Origin of the sequence: Streptococcus oralis, assembly GCF_026782235.1 — a bacterium.
GTDB classification, from domain to species: Bacteria; Bacillota; Bacilli; order Lactobacillales; family Streptococcaceae; genus Streptococcus; species Streptococcus oralis_CC.
This window is the reverse complement of the sequence record NZ_JAKUWE010000004.1, coordinates 24,303-39,819: the sequence shown is the minus strand read 5'-3', so window position 1 is coordinate 39,819 and position 15,517 is coordinate 24,303. Positions and strand designations below refer to the sequence as shown.

Genomic DNA, 15,517 nt, shown 5'->3' with positions numbered 1-15,517 from the left:
GAGAGATATGACATTAGTAACTAGAATACAAGAACAATTAGAAGGAATTGATATTCGTTTTAAGGAACCCTTGAAGCTCTATACCTACACTAAGGTAGGGGGACGAGCGGATTATCTGGTTTTGCCACGCAATCGCTATGAGATGGCGCGTGTCGTTCAATTTGCCAATCAAGAGAATATTCCTTGGATGGTGCTAGGAAATGCCAGCAATATTATCGTTCGTGACGGTGGAATTCGTGGATTTGTCATCTTGTGTGACAAGCTCAATAACGTTTCAGTTGATGGTTATACCATTGAAGCGGAAGCTGGGGCCAACTTGATTGAAACGACACGTATTGCCCTTCGTCATAGTTTGACTGGTTTCGAGTTTGCCTGTGGCATTCCAGGGAGCGTCGGTGGAGCAGTCTTTATGAATGCGGGTGCCTATGGAGGAGAGATTGCTCATATCTTGCAGTCTTGTCAAGTTTTGACCAAGGGAGGGGAAATCGAGACCTTATCTGCCAAGGAATTGACTTTTGGTTACCGTCATTCAGCTGTTCAAGATTCTGGAGCTGTTGTTTTGTCAGCTAAATTTGCCCTAGCTCCAGGAAATCATCAGGTTATCAAGCAGGAAATGGATCGCTTGACTCACCTTCGTGAACTCAAACAGCCTTTAGAGTACCCATCTTGTGGCTCAGTCTTTAAGCGTCCAGTGGGGCATTTTGCAGGTCAGTTGATTTCAGAGGCTGGTTTGAAAGGCTATCGTATCGGTGGTGTTGAAGTATCTGAAAAGCACGCTGGTTTCATGATCAATGTTGCTGACGGTACGGCTAAAGACTACGAGGACTTGATCCAATCTGTTATTGAAAAGGTAAAGGAACACTCAGGTGTTACCCTTGAGAGGGAAGTCCGTATTTTGGGTGAGAAAGAATAAGGTTTGGGCAGAAAAGTTGCTGCTATAACCATTGTAAGGGGGTGAAAGCCTATCGTTAGTGAAGATGTATGTAGGCAGTTCAATCTCCTACACGAGGTAGTAGCGGCCTGACAGAGCCAGGATCTGTTAATTTATGAAAAAGAAGGAATTTATGACAATTGAAAAAACCAATTATTGAATTCAGAAACGTCTCCAAAGTTTTTGAAGACAGCAACACCAAGGTTCTCAAAGACATTAACTTTGAGTTGGAAGAGGGGAAGTTCTACACTCTTTTAGGCGCATCTGGTTCAGGAAAATCAACCATTCTAAACATCATTGCAGGTTTACTGGATGCGACGGCAGGGGATATTTTACTGGATGGGGTGCGGATCAATGACATCCCAACCAATAAACGAGATGTCCATACCGTCTTCCAATCCTATGCCTTGTTTCCACATATGAATGTGTTTGAAAATGTTGCCTTTCCACTCCGCTTGCGTAAAATCGACAAGAAAGAAATCGAGCAGCGTGTAGCGGAAGTTCTCAAGATGGTTCAGTTGGAAGGGTATGAAAAACGTTCCATCCGTAAACTCTCTGGAGGACAACGCCAGCGTGTGGCTATTGCCCGTGCCATCATTAACCAGCCCCGTGTGGTCTTGTTGGATGAGCCTTTGTCAGCGCTGGACTTGAAATTGCGAACAGACATGCAGTACGAACTGCGTGAATTGCAACAACGATTGGGAATTACCTTTGTCTTTGTCACTCACGATCAGGAAGAAGCCCTTGCCATGAGTGACTGGATTTTCGTTATGAATGATGGCGAGATTGTTCAGTCTGGAACGCCTGTGGACATCTACGATGAGCCAATCAACCACTTTGTTGCCACCTTTATCGGGGAGTCAAATATCTTGCCAGGAACCATGATTGAAGACTACTTGGTGGAGTTTAACGGCAAACGCTTTGAAGCGGTCGATGGAGGGATGAAGCCAAATGAACCTGTTGAGGTTGTCATTCGTCCAGAGGACTTGCGAATTACCCTTCCTGAAGAAGGCAAGCTCCAAGTTAAGGTTGATACCCAGCTTTTCCGTGGGGTTCACTATGAGATCATCGCCTATGACGAACTCGGAAATGAATGGATGATCCACTCAACTCGTAAGGCCATTGTGGGTGAGGAAATCGGTCTGGACTTTGAACCAGAAGACATCCACATCATGCGTCTCAACGAAACCGAAGAAGAGTTCGATGCTCGTATCGAGGAGTACGTAGAAATCGAAGAGCAAGAAGCAGGTCTGATTAACGCAATCGAGGAGGAAAGAGATGAAGAAAACAACCTCTAAACTCTTTGTAGTGCCCTATATGCTTTGGATCGCCCTCTTTGTTCTCGCACCCTTGGTCCTGATTTTTGGACAATCCTTTTTCAACATTGAAGGCCAGTTTAGTTTAGAAAATTATAAATCTTACTTTGCGTCACAAAACTTGACCTATCTCAAAATGAGCTTCAACTCTGTGCTTTATGCAGGGATTGTCACCTTGGTAACACTGCTCATCAGCTATCCAACAGCCCTCTTTTTGACCCGTCTCAAGCACCGTCAACTCTGGCTCATGCTGATCATTCTGCCAACCTGGATCAATTTGCTCCTCAAGGCCTATGCCTTTATCGGGATTTTTGGTCAAAATGGCTCTATTAATCAATTTTTGGAATTCATCGGAATCGGTTCGCAACAGTTGCTCTTTACCGATTTCTCCTTTATCTTTGTCGCAAGCTACATCGAGCTTCCCTTTATGATTTTGCCGATTTTCAATGTCTTGGATGACATGGATAACAATCTCATCAATGCCAGCTATGACCTCGGTGCGACCAAGTGGGAGACCTTCCGCCATGTTATCTTCCCTCTGTCTATGAACGGGGTGAGAAGTGGGGTTCAGTCTGTCTTTATCCCAAGTTTGAGTCTCTTCATGCTGACACGTTTAATCGGTGGGAACCGCGTTATCACGCTGGGAACGGCTATTGAGCAGAACTTTCTAACCAATGACAACTACGGTATGGGTTCTACCATCGGCGTGATCCTCATCCTGACCATGTTCATCACCATGTGGGTGACCAAGGAAAGGAGAGAACGATGAAAAAATTTGCCAATCTCTACCTAGCCTTTGTCTTTATCATCCTTTATTTGCCGATTTTTTACTTGATTGGCTATGCCTTTAATGCAGGGGATGATATGAACAGCTTTACAGGCTTTAGCTTGAGCCATTTTAAAACCATGTTTGGTGATGGTCGTCTCATGTTGATCCTCACCCAAACCTTTTTCTTGGCCTTTCTATCTGCCTTGATTGCGACCATTATCGGGACTTTTGGTGCTATCTATATCTACCAGTCTCGTAAGAAATACCAAGAAGCCTTTCTATCACTCAATAATATCCTCATGGTTGCGCCTGACGTTATGATTGGTGCTAGCTTCTTGATTCTCTTTACCCAGCTTAAGTTTTCACTTGGCTTTTTGACGGTTTTATCTAGTCACGTGGCCTTTTCCATCCCTATCGTGGTCTTGATGGTCTTGCCTCGTCTCAAGGAGATGAATGATGACATGATTCATGCGGCTTATGACCTTGGAGCTAGTCAATTTCAGATGTTTAAGGAAATCATGCTTCCTTACCTGACTCCGTCTATCATTGCAGGTTATTTCATGGCCTTCACCTATTCGTTAGACGACTTTGCCGTAACCTTCTTTGTAACAGGAAATGGCTTTTCAACCCTGTCAGTTGAAATCTACTCTCGTGCTCGTAAGGGAATTTCGCTGGAAATCAATGCCCTGTCTGCCCTTGTCTTTCTCTTTAGTATTATCCTAGTTGTTGGCTATTACTTTATCTCACGTGAGAAGGAGGAGCAAGCATGAAAAAACTCTATTCATTTTTAGCAGGAATTGTAGCGATTATCCTTGTCTTGTGGGGAATTGCGACTCATCTAGATAGTAAAATCAATAGCCGAGATAGTCAGAAATTGGTTATTTACAACTGGGGGGACTATATCGATCCAGAACTCTTGGAGCAATTCACAGAAGAAACAGGTATTCAAGTCCAGTATGAGACCTTTGACTCCAACGAAGCCATGTATACCAAGATTAAGCAAGGTGGAACGACCTACGACATTGCCATCCCGAGTGAGTATATGATTAATAAGATGAAGGACGAAGACCTCTTGGTACCACTCGATTATTCAAAAATTGAAGGAATCGAAAATATCGGACCTGAGTTCCTCAACCAGTCTTTTGACCCGGGCAATCAATTCTCTATCCCTTATTTCTGGGGAACCTTGGGAATTGTCTACAATGAAACCATGGTAGATGAGGCGCCCGAGCATTGGGATGACCTTTGGAAGCCAGAATACAAGGATTCCATCATGCTTTTTGATGGGGCGCGTGAGGTGCTGGGACTTGGGCTTAACTCGCTCGGTTACAGCCTCAACTCAAAGGATCCTCAACAGTTGGAAGAAACGGTAGACAAGCTCTACAAACTGACTCCAAATATCAAGGCCATCGTGGCTGACGAGATGAAGGGCTATATGATCCAGAACAACGCGGCCATCGGTGTGACCTTCTCTGGAGAAGCCAGCCAGATGTTGGAGAAAAATCCTAACCTCAAGTATGTCGTTCCGACTGAGGCCAGCAATCTCTGGTTTGATAACATGGTCATTCCAAAAACCGTAAAAAACCAAGATGCAGCCTATACCTTTATCAACTTTATGCTAAAACCCGAAAATGCTCTTAAAAATGCTGAGTATGTGGGTTACTCAACACCAAATCTACCAGCTAAGGAAATGCTCCCAGAGGAGACCAAGGAAGACAAATCCTTCTATCCAGACGCTGATACCATGAAACACTTGGAAGTTTATGAGAAATTTGACCATAAATGGACAGGCAAATATAGCGACCTCTTCCTACAATTTAAAATGTATCGGAAGTAGGAGCTAGCAGTTATGAAACGAATCAGTCAAGCTGGTTCGTTTTTTATATAGAAGGCAATTTTTGTAACTGTATGTTTTTCTATGATAGTTGCTGTGTTTAGTAATATGAAAATTGAGGATAAAAATAGTGATAAGTGAAATAACGGCGCATTTGTTTCAAGATTTTTTTATTTGTTGAATTCCACCTCCTTCATTAAAATTTTTAAAATTGACTACTAGCTACATATGCTTTTACCTCCTTTTATGCTATAATATTCTAAATAGAATATTTAATCTCCAAATAAATATTTCTTATGGAATAATTCCGTTTTATACCGTTTAGAATATTTAAGAGTATACAATGTTTAATGATGATTTTTTTGGAGATCGTCTGAAGGAACTGAGAAAGATCAAGAAGTTAACTCAGGTACAAATTTCTGAGATGATTGGTGTATAACAAGGTACTTATTTTCGTTGGGAGAATGGAACTTTAGAGCCTAATTTAGACGCCGTTGTCAAATTAGCAAAATTATTTATACCACGACAGATTATTTACTAGGAAAAACGATTTACAGTACTCTAGATGGTATTTCTCATCCAATCACTAGAATTGATATGAAGAAGTTAAAAGAGTTTAATAAAACGGAACTTAATGATTTGAAATTTGCGCTTGTTATGAATGGAATAAAAAATATTTCACTGTATTTGACTATATGGATGAGCTAGTTTCTGAATATAATTTAGACAAAGAAGAGCAAGGAATATTGCTGCCTCTCTTTAAAGAGATTTATGATTATTTTAATGTAGATTAATGGTTTATAAGATTAAGTCTTAATAGATAGAGAATAGTATATTCTTGTTGAGTGATTCTATTTTATGAAGGTTGTTTGTAGTTGAAGGGGGAAATAGATGGACTCTAAAATTGATACAGCTTGGAACTTGTTTCTGGAAGGAAAAATATCAGAAGCTAAAAAGTTAGTTGAACAAGATTTTTCCATTGATACCTGTACAGATTTTAGTCTTTTAAATTTGATGGGATATTTATTGTTAGCAGAAAAAGACTATGTCACATGTACCCATATCTTTGAGAAATACATTTTATTGGCTCAACAAAATGAAGATAAAGAAAATGAACACATTGGCCTACATCAATTAGCTATGATCTACAGAGATCAGGGGGATTTTCATGAGGCTTTAAAACTTATTGAAGATGAAGAGAAGATAGTTGAAGAGCATTTTCCAAATGATAATCTAAAGAAAGCTGTGAATAACTATGAACAGGGCTATGTGAGATTTAAATTAAACAATCTTGATGAGGCTCTTACATTCATGAATCTGTCATTGGAACAATCTTTAGAGACTGATGATGTAATTTCTCAAGCTTGTAGCTATAGAGGGTTAGGTGAAATCTATTTAGCTTTGGAAGATACGGAATTATCGAATACACATTTCAAACGAGCTATAGAACTTTTCGAAAGTGTTGGAGAATTTGAAGGGATAAAGGAAATTGAGGAATTGATTAATGAATGATTTTAGATTTTGTTATTAGTTTGCTTTATCTTAAAGAATGTAGATACGCAATTGACAGTCTAGATAATATTAAAGCGAGAGAGTAATATGTTATTTTGAATTTGTTTAATACCAACAATTATATTGGCTAATTTTGTTCTCCTGAAAGAGTAATTAAAGATACAGGGAATTGATTTGATTCAAGGGAGACGATTCCCAGTTGACGCAAGCTTTAAAAAACGATATAATAAGAAAGTTGAGAATTGATTTTCAGTTGTCTTAGTCCAGAGAAATGGCGGTGCTGCGAGCCATCTAAGGTAGGAAGTCATGCTACTCAATCATACAATTGCATAAGATTTTGAGAATGACAAGTTCATTGAATGAAGGTGGTACCGCGGTTTTTCGCCCTTCGTGATGTGAGCTTGTCTTTTGATTTTTGGAGGTGTTTATGAAGACATTTCTCGTGAAACAAAAGTTTCGTCTTGGAGGCGAACGCTTTGATATCAAAGATGATAGAGGAGTAGTGAACTATCAGGTGGAGGGCTCTTTCTTCCAAATTCCTAAGACCTTTACCATCTATGACGCCTATGGTGAGCAAGTCAGTGAGATTAGTAAAGAATTTTTCACTTTGCTTCCTCGCTTTACTATCCAGTTACGAAACGGTTCCAATTTCGTCATTCGTAAGAAGTTGACCTTCTTTCGAGATAAGTATGAGTTTGATCATTTAGGGCTTCGTATCGAGGGCAATATCTGGGATTTGAATTTCAAATTGCTGGATGATCGTGACCAAGTGATTGCTGAGATTCGGAAAGAGATTTTCCATTTGACCTCAACTTACACCGTAACCGTCTATGAAGACTCTTATGCAGACCTGGTTATTTCCCTCTGTGTCGCGATTGACTATGTGGAAATGCTGGAAAGCCAATCAAATTAAACAAGTAAATAAGGAGATATTATGAAACAACTATCTAGTGCTCAAGTTCGCCAAATGTGGCTTGATTTCTGGGCAAGTAAAGGCCACTCTGTAGAACCATCAGTCAGCTTGGTTCCAGTAAACGACCCAACTCTTTTGTGGATCAACTCAGGGGTTGCTACTCTCAAGAAATACTTTGACGGAACCATCATTCCTGAAAATCCACGTATTACCAATGCGCAAAAAGCCATCCGTACCAACGACATCGAAAACGTAGGGAAGACTGCGCGTCACCATACCATGTTTGAAATGTTGGGGAACTTCTCTATCGGGGATTACTTCCGTGACGAGGCTATCACTTGGGCTTATGAGCTTTTGACAAGCCCTGAATGGTTTGATTTCCCAGCTGAAAAACTCTACATGACCTACTATCCTGAAGATAAGGATTCTTACAACCGTTGGATTGAAGTAGGAGTGGACCCAAGCCACTTGATCCCAATCGAAGATAACTTCTGGGAAATTGGTGCGGGGCCTTCTGGACCAGATACAGAGATTTTTTTTGACCGTGGAGAAGCCTTTGACCCAGAAAACATCGGTATTCGCCTGCTTGCAGAAGATATCGAAAACGATCGTTATATCGAAATCTGGAATATCGTTTTGTCACAATTTAACGCGGATCCAGCTGTTCCTCGTAGCGAATACAAGGAACTGCCACACAAGAACATTGATACGGGCGCTGGTTTGGAGCGTTTGGTGGCAGTTATCCAAGGGGCTAAGACAAACTTTGAAACAGACCTCTTCATGCCGATCATTCGTGAAGTTGAGAAATTGTCTGGTAAGGTCTACGACCAAGATGGCGACAACATGAGCTTCAAGGTCATCGCTGACCACATCCGTTCCCTCTCATTTGCCATTGGTGATGGTGCCCTTCCAGGAAATGAAGGCCGTGGTTATGTCCTTCGCCGTCTTCTCCGTCGTGCTTCTATGCACGGTCAAAAATTGGGTATCAATGAGCCTTTCCTTTACAAACTCGTTCCAACTGTTGGAAAAATCATGGAAAGCTACTACCCAGAAGTGCTTGAAAAACGTGATTTTATCGAAAAGATTGTCAAGAGCGAAGAAGAGTCATTTGCCCGTACTCTTCACTCAGGTCAACACTTTGCAGAAACCATTGTAGCTGATTTGAAATCGAAAGGTCAAAACGTTATCGCGGGGCAAGATGTCTTCAAACTCTACGACACTTACGGATTCCCAGTTGAATTGACAGAAGAAATCGCTGAAGAAGCTGGCATGACGGTAGACCGTGAAGGTTTTGAAGCAGCCATGAAAGAGCAACAAGAACGTGCGCGTGCGTCTGCTGTTAAGGGGGGCTCAATGGGAATGCAAAATGAAACCCTCCAAAACATTACAGTGGAAAGTGTCTTCAACTACAATGCTAGTCAATTGCCTTCTAAGTTGGTGGCTATCGTAGCGGATAATGCTGAAGTAGAAGCTGTTTCTGGAGGAACTGCCTCTCTTATCTTTGCGGAAACACCATTCTACGCGGAAATGGGTGGACAAGTGGCTGACCACGGTCAAATCTTGGATGCTGCAGGGAACCTTGTGGCTACTGTGACAGATGTTCAAAAAGCACCAAATGGACAAGCTCTTCATACTGTTGAAGTTCTTGCACCGCTTGCTTTGAACCAAGAATATACTTTGGCAATTGATACTAATCGTCGTCACCGTGTTATGAAAAACCACACAGCAACTCACTTGCTCCATGCGGCCCTCCACAATATCCTTGGTCACCATGCGACACAAGCAGGATCTCTGAACGAAGTCGAATTCCTTCGCTTTGACTTCACTCACTTCCAAGCTGTGACTCCTGAAGAGTTGCGCGCCATTGAACAGCAAGTTAATGAGAAAATTTGGGAAGCAATTGCAGTTAAGACAGTTGAGACAGATATTGACACAGCTAAAGAAATGGGAGCTATGGCCCTCTTTGGTGAGAAATACGGTAAGGAAGTTCGTGTTGTAACCATCGGTGACTACTCAGTGGAACTCTGTGGTGGTACCCACGTTGGCAATACTTCTGAAATCGGTCTCTTCAAGATTGTCAAAGAAGAAGGGATTGGTTCAGGAACTCGTCGTATCTTGGCAGTGACTGGTAAGGAAGCCTTTGAAGCTTATCGTGAACAAGAAGACGCTTTGAAAGCCGTCGCAGCAACCTTGAAAGCACCTCAACTCAAGGAAGTGCCTCACAAGGTTGAAGGTCTTCAAGAGCAACTCCGTCAATTGCAAAAAGAAAATGCAGAATTGAAGGAAAAAGCCGCAGCAGCAGCCGCAGGTGATGTCTTCAAGAATGTTCAAGAAGCAAACGGACACCGTTACATTGCAAGCCAAGTTTCTGTATCAGATGCCGGTGCCCTTCGTACCTTTGCGGATAACTGGAAACAAAAAGACTACTCAGACGTGCTTGTCCTAGTTGCAGCTATCGGTGACAAGGTCAATATCCTTGTAGCTAGCAAGACAAAAGACATCCACGCAGGAAACCTGATCAAAGAATTGGCTCCAATCGTCGATGGACGTGGTGGTGGTAAACCAGACATGGCCATGGCAGGAGGAAGCAACCAAGCGAAAATCCAAGAATTGTTGGATGTAGTAGCAGGTAAATTATAAGAAAACAAAGATCTATCCACTTGGGTAGATCTTTTTTGCATCTCGAATTTTGAAAAAATTTTAGTAGAAAAAATTACTATAAATGTTGGAAGATAAGGAAATTTCGGAAAATGTTTTATAATTATATAACATAAATACTTGACATGCATCAAACATAGTGATAGAATATAGAAAATAAAGAAAGGAGGAATTTAAAATGCGTTTACTTGAGTTACAAAAGAAGTCTACAGAAGTAGCAACAAATTCATTTGCTAGCCTAATCAGTTGTGTATGTAGTACTTCATAATTGTTATTAAAGACAGCAACCCTCTGTTTTAAAAAATTTGATGGTGCTGTCTTTAATAGTTTAAAAAAGTTATATCTAAGAGAGGGTAAGATATGTATTTATTTGATAATAAATATAATGTTTTTATACAGAATAACATCATTGAAATTGGTAATTTCCTACAGGTCAGTTTTAATAATGTTCCTGATAGTGGATGGAAGATACATATTTCATGTATTGAAAAAAATTATAATGAAATTTTAAATACTGTTAGTGAATATTGTATTAGTAATAAAATCACTTTCAAAGTTGTAAAAGATATTAATTTATATTTAAGTAATGGTTGGAAAAATGGTGATAGAACTAGTTATGGAAAATTTATTACAGTTTATCCTGAAAATGAAATGATGTTTATCAAATATATAGAAAAATTATATTTATTATTGAAAGGATATGAAGGGCCCTATATTTTAACAGATAAACGGTATAAGGATTGTAAATGTTTATATTATAGATATGGGAGTAATAAATTACAAAATATTTATGATAGTGAAGGTACAGCTATAAGAATAATTAAATATAATAACATTGAATACCAAGATATACCAGTAGGTTATTATAATACACCTGATTTTATTCAGGATCCATTTGAATTATCTACTGATGAAGATCTAAGCAACCAATTAATGATAAAATATGATATTAAAGATGGGCTTTCATTTTCTCCTATTGGGGGAATTTACAAGGCGCAAAGCAAAAACAGTCCACAGTCATGGTGTATTGTAAAAGAATTTTATCCTCATACAAGCATTATAAATTCAAATGTAGATTCATTTGTTTTGTTTAGAAATGAAGTAAATAATTTAAAAGAATTACAAAAATTTTCTTTCGTACCAAGATTTATCGAAAGTTTTAAGGATTGGGAGAATTACTATCTAATTGAGGAGTTTATTGAGGGTGATACTTTGGAGGAGTATGTAGCTGAGAATAATAAAATAGTTTTGGGAAGTGATATAAAAACAACGAAGGATTATATTTTAAGAATTTTAAAGATTTTTCTGAAATTAATTGATAATATGGTAAGCTTATACCAGTGTAATTATATGTTAACAGATATTTCTCCGGATAATATAATAATCAATAAAGGAGAAGTTTATTTTGTTGATTTGGAAAGTGTTCGAAAAATTAATGAAGAAAATAAAATTATAAGTTATACTTTGAATTTTTACGATATTAATAGATCTGTTGAACAAAATATAAAACTATCTATATGTAATCTATTACTATATTGCTTTAATAAAAAGTCGGCCTTATTTAATGTATTTAGTCCTGAACAAATTCTTGAGCCAATTATAAGGAGATACCCTTTAGTTAATGAAATATCAGAAGTAATTAATCAGATTAATGAACCGAATGTTAAAATTAGTGATATAAAGGGGATTTTCAAAAATACTAGGGAAAAGATAGAAAAATTAGAAAAATTAGAAGTAACAGACAATAGTTTTATTAGAGTAGAAGATTATGAAGTATCACCAGATATGATAATTTGTGATGGCTTTGTTTTTGATTCATTAAAAAATAAGAATTCATTAGCTTTTGGGACTTTAGGACAATTTTTAGCTTGTAATTATATATTTGACAAAAAATATAAATTAGCAGATTTTGAAAATTACATATCTGACTATGGAACTCCATCATTTTTTTGGGGACACTCAGGTCTTTTATATCTGTTAGACTTGAACAATATTGATAGTCAAGAAGTGCTTTTGAAAATATTGAAAAATATCAATTATAAAGATATCTCGCTTAAAACAGGAATTGCTGGAATTGGAATTTCATTATTATATCACTATTCAATGGAGAAAGATAAAGCTATTATTGAAATAATTGAAAATAAAAGAGAATGTTTGAGAAAAGTACCAATGGATAAATTTGACAATTCCCTTGAAAATGGTAAATTAGGAATAGCTCTATTTTACATATACGATTATTACGTTTTGGGTAAGGAAATTTCTTTAAAAAAATCTGTTGAGTATCTAGAGAATGTTATTTTAGAGTTAGATAGTAATAAATATAAAAAAACGTTGAAAAAAGGCTTGGATTTTGAATTCTATGAATATTATATAGCAAATGGAATTTGTGGTTTGATTATGGTACTAATAGAATTTACAACAAAGACTGGAAATGATATTTATATTGATAAAATTGAGTATTTTGTAAAGATGTGTTTTGGAATATACAGTATTTCGCCAAGTTATTTTACAGGTAATGCAGGCTTTCTTTATACATTTTTTAAAGTTTCAAAAAATATAAAATTAAGCCCGTATATAAAAAAACAAGTTTTAAATCAGATTGAGCATTTCTATTTGGATATTATGAATACTATTACAGAAGGAACTATTTATGATTCCAATTTTGAAAATCATGAAAAACACTTCTTAGGAGGAAAAGAAGGGGTATTGACTATCATTGATGTTGTCAACAAGGATGTAGATGATAAGAAAATTTTCCCATTTATTTTATAGTTCACGAAATGAGATGTTGTATGAAAAAAGAAATTAATTATTTTAATGAGGCATTGCTATTAGCTACGAGAATTTGTAATTGGGAAGAAAAAACAGATTCAGATTTACCGATAAATTATCAAAAATATGGACTGTCAAAAGAACAGATTGATCTTGAATATCAAGACCTAATTTCTTTCTATAACAATATTAGGCGGGAAGGTAGAAGCGTTTTAAACGAATTTCCTGAAATAGAAATCTTCTTTAAAAATTATAAAAACGAGAAAACTCCTGAAATTCTTTATTTCTTGACGTATTCTAGACTGCAGAAAACTATTAAATACTATTCTACTACTGATTTGCTTTCTGTTATAAAATCAGAGTTTATTAAGAATATGGAATCTTTAGGATACGAAGTTTCTCCAGAGTTTCATTTTGATGAAATTGATAATTTAAAACTATTTAATGAACAGCAAAGGTATCTAATTTATAAACTATTACATAATATAAATCATACGTCTGATCAGTTATATCAATTTATTTTATTAATAGAACAAGTAATTAAGAATCAGGAGCATTTAATACTTAGTAGGCTCGATGAAATTTATAATGAGATAGGACCTGAGAAACTCATAAGTGAAGAATTAGAGTCTACAATAGATTCTCTGAGTAAAAATCATACTATTGTTGATGTTGAATATACGTTGTTTATTCAATTCCCTCAACTTTTTGGACTTAGTTTATTTTTGGAGGATGGATTAACAAAAGGATTTTGTTACTTTGGTCTGGTGCCCTGTTTATTAGAGGGGCAACCAAAATCAATTGAGGAAAAAAAAGAGGATATGATCCAAAAAATATCTCTTATTTCGGATCCCACTCGTTTTAATATTATTTTAATGTTATCAAAAAGATCTATGTATGGACGCGAAATTTCAGAAGAATTATCTATCTCAACAGGAACTATTAGTCACCACTTATCTAATTTGTTAAAAGTGAATTTGATTCAATCAGAAATAAAAGGGAAAAGAATCTATTATAGAGTGAACCAATCAGAAATCAATCAGATAGGAAGTTTCTTACTGCAATTAGGAGGTGAAAAAATTGAGTAATATCCTACTTTTTAGCATCATAAAGAAAAATTGGAAAGATACTCTTATTGCAATTACTTTTAAAATATTATTTGCGATATCTATCACAATTATGTCTTATTCATTAACATTTCTGTTTGATAGTTATGAACTCGGTCAAGATAGATTCTTTCGTGCTATATGTATTCTTGGTTTTATTATTTCAGTAACAGTGCTTCTCTCATTCCTCTCAGATTACTTTAAAGCAAGATATTTAAAAAGCTCAAATATTTTGTTGAAAACACAAATCACGGATAATGTCGCGGAAAATTCATCTGATTTAATTGCGGAACGAGATACAGGAAAAGCTATTTCTTGGTTTATTAACGATGCAAAACAGATAGAAACTCAGGCTTTTGAAAATATATTAACTTTCATTTATATGCTATCTCTTGTAATTAGTGCTTTTATTTCAATTTTCATATTACATTGGTCAATTGCATTGGTATCAGTAATATTTCTTTTAATATCACTCGTTATTCCCAATTTATCACAAAAATATGTTGTAATGGCACAAGAAAAGTACACGAGAGCAAATGAAGATTATACAGAGGTGGTGAGAGACAATATGGAGGGACTGAGCCTGTTTTTCCTTGGAGATGCCTTAGCAAGTTTTATTTCAAGGATGAACAGTGCTTCAATAACAAAAGAAGAACATCAATTTAGATTTTCTATGACACAAGCAAAGGTTGGAAGTGTAATATTGTTGGTTTCGCTTTTTTCACAAATAGGTTTAATCATTTTTACTCTCTATATTTCTAGTATAGGGTTAGCGACAATTGGTAGTGTATTTAGTATAGCTTCTTTATCTGGTAATTTATTTAACGGTATTCAGGGTTTGACTTCTTCCATTACAATCTTTAAGTCATCAGATGTTTTATTACAGAAATTTCAGACGAAAACAGTTAATGAAACTATTGAAGTTGACTCGAGGGTAAATAATATTTCCATGGCTGATATTTCTTTTCAGTATGATAATCATGTGATTTTTGACGCTTTTTCTCAGACCTTTATTAAAGGGAGGAAATATGCCATTGTTGGGGAGTCTGGAAGCGGGAAATCAACTCTTTTACAGTTATTATTAGGATTGAAACAGGCTAAATCAGGGAGTATCTTTATCAACGGTTATGATCTTAATGCAATTAATCTAAAAAGTTACTACAAGCATATAGCCTATATTGACCAATCAGTTTATTTAATAAATGGTTCAATTAGAGAAAATATTACTTTAGGTAAGTCAATTTCAGATCAGGAACTGGCTGAAGTGGTTGAAAAAACTCAATTGAGTTCTTTTGTTGGTGAAAATTTATCTGGTTTAGATAGAGAACTTGTATCGAATGGTTCAGCTTTATCAGGTGGAGAAAAACAGAGAATTGCTTTAGCACGGGCGATTGTTAAGGATGTTGATTTTATTATCATTGATGAAACAACTTCACAGCTCGATAAAGAAAATAGACTGGCCATTGAAGAGACGATGTTAGGATTACAGGATATTGGTGTTATCTATATCAGCCATAATACAGAATCTAGGGTCCTTGAACTATTTGATGAAGTTTTAGATAGTCGATGCTTTAAGTAATATGTTTTACAATGATAGTTGTAGTTAACAAAGATATAGGGAAGCTGTCCTTTAATAGTTAATAGGCGGGTTAAAAACTTTATCTGGAAGTAATCCCCTGATTAAGTCTATAATAAAATGTATAATA

Annotated in this window: 11 protein-coding genes and 1 pseudogene; all 12 read left to right on the top strand. The window is 36.7% G+C overall.

What is annotated here, in order from left to right:
* The first annotated feature begins 7 nt into the window (after window positions 1–7).
* Entirely contained in the window at window positions 8–913 is a 906-nt protein-coding gene (gene murB, locus MK396_RS06465; protein ID WP_268724056.1) for a UDP-N-acetylmuramate dehydrogenase, read from the top strand.
* A 158-nt stretch (window positions 914–1,071) separates the two neighbouring features.
* A complete protein-coding gene (locus MK396_RS06460) occupies window positions 1,072–2,229 on the top strand; it encodes an ABC transporter ATP-binding protein (protein WP_268724055.1) in 1,158 nt (385 codons plus the stop codon).
* Entirely contained in the window at window positions 2,210–3,016 is an 807-nt protein-coding gene (locus MK396_RS06455; protein ID WP_000754114.1) for an ABC transporter permease, read from the top strand. The genes MK396_RS06460 and MK396_RS06455 overlap by 20 nt, the downstream gene beginning before the upstream one ends.
* Window positions 3,013–3,786: an ABC transporter permease gene (locus tag MK396_RS06450; RefSeq protein WP_000712716.1), complete on the top strand. Its 774-nt coding sequence runs from the start codon at window positions 3,013–3,015 to the stop codon at window positions 3,784–3,786. The genes MK396_RS06455 and MK396_RS06450 overlap by 4 nt, the downstream gene beginning before the upstream one ends.
* Complete coding sequence (locus MK396_RS06445; protein WP_268724054.1) at window positions 3,783–4,853, top strand: ABC transporter substrate-binding protein; 1,071 nt, start codon at window positions 3,783–3,785, stop codon at window positions 4,851–4,853. The genes MK396_RS06450 and MK396_RS06445 overlap by 4 nt, the downstream gene beginning before the upstream one ends.
* A gap of 340 nt (window positions 4,854–5,193) precedes the next feature.
* Window positions 5,194–5,644: pseudogene (locus tag MK396_RS10010) on the top strand (helix-turn-helix domain-containing protein).
* Between the two features lie 97 nt (window positions 5,645–5,741).
* Window positions 5,742–6,362: a tetratricopeptide repeat protein gene (locus MK396_RS06440; protein ID WP_125841030.1), complete on the top strand. Its 621-nt coding sequence runs from the start codon at window positions 5,742–5,744 to the stop codon at window positions 6,360–6,362.
* Between the two features lie 427 nt (window positions 6,363–6,789).
* On the top strand, window positions 6,790–7,275 hold the full coding sequence (locus MK396_RS06435) for an LURP-one-related/scramblase family protein (protein WP_268724053.1): 486 nt from the start codon (window positions 6,790–6,792) through the stop codon (window positions 7,273–7,275).
* Between the two features lie 21 nt (window positions 7,276–7,296).
* Window positions 7,297–9,915: an alanine--tRNA ligase gene (gene alaS, locus MK396_RS06430; protein WP_268724052.1), complete on the top strand. Its 2,619-nt coding sequence runs from the start codon at window positions 7,297–7,299 to the stop codon at window positions 9,913–9,915.
* A 378-nt stretch (window positions 9,916–10,293) separates the two neighbouring features.
* Window positions 10,294–12,705 carry a protein kinase domain-containing protein gene (locus tag MK396_RS06425; RefSeq protein WP_268724051.1) on the top strand — a complete coding sequence of 804 codons (2,412 nt, stop codon included), beginning with the start codon at window positions 10,294–10,296 and terminating at the stop codon, window positions 12,703–12,705.
* Between the two features lie 20 nt (window positions 12,706–12,725).
* Window positions 12,726–13,793, top strand: a complete 1,068-nt coding sequence (locus tag MK396_RS06420) for an ArsR/SmtB family transcription factor (protein WP_268724050.1) — start codon at window positions 12,726–12,728, stop codon at window positions 13,791–13,793.
* A complete protein-coding gene (locus MK396_RS06415; RefSeq protein ID WP_268724049.1) occupies window positions 13,786–15,390 on the top strand; it encodes an ATP-binding cassette domain-containing protein in 1,605 nt (534 codons plus the stop codon). Before MK396_RS06420 ends, MK396_RS06415 begins: the two co-directional genes overlap by 8 nt.
* Window positions 15,391–15,517 lie beyond the last annotated feature (127 nt).

Excerpts from the sequence above, each read along its gene's own strand:
- MK396_RS06450 (WP_000712716.1), top strand. The coding sequence starts at position 3,013 with ATGAAAAAATTTGCCAATCTCTACCTAGCCTTTGTCTTTATCATCCTT.
- alaS (WP_268724052.1), top strand. The coding sequence starts at position 7,297 with ATGAAACAACTATCTAGTGCTCAAGTTCGCCAAATGTGGCTTGATTTC.
- MK396_RS06445 (WP_268724054.1), top strand. The coding sequence starts at position 3,783 with ATGAAAAAACTCTATTCATTTTTAGCAGGAATTGTAGCGATTATCCTT.
- MK396_RS06425 (WP_268724051.1), top strand. The coding sequence starts at position 10,294 with ATGTATTTATTTGATAATAAATATAATGTTTTTATACAGAATAACATC.
- murB (WP_268724056.1), top strand. The coding sequence starts at position 8 with ATGACATTAGTAACTAGAATACAAGAACAATTAGAAGGAATTGATATT.
- MK396_RS06440 (WP_125841030.1), top strand. The coding sequence starts at position 5,742 with ATGGACTCTAAAATTGATACAGCTTGGAACTTGTTTCTGGAAGGAAAA.
- MK396_RS06435 (WP_268724053.1), top strand. The coding sequence starts at position 6,790 with ATGAAGACATTTCTCGTGAAACAAAAGTTTCGTCTTGGAGGCGAACGC.
- MK396_RS06455 (WP_000754114.1), top strand. The coding sequence starts at position 2,210 with ATGAAGAAAACAACCTCTAAACTCTTTGTAGTGCCCTATATGCTTTGG.
- MK396_RS06420 (WP_268724050.1), top strand. The coding sequence starts at position 12,726 with ATGAAAAAAGAAATTAATTATTTTAATGAGGCATTGCTATTAGCTACG.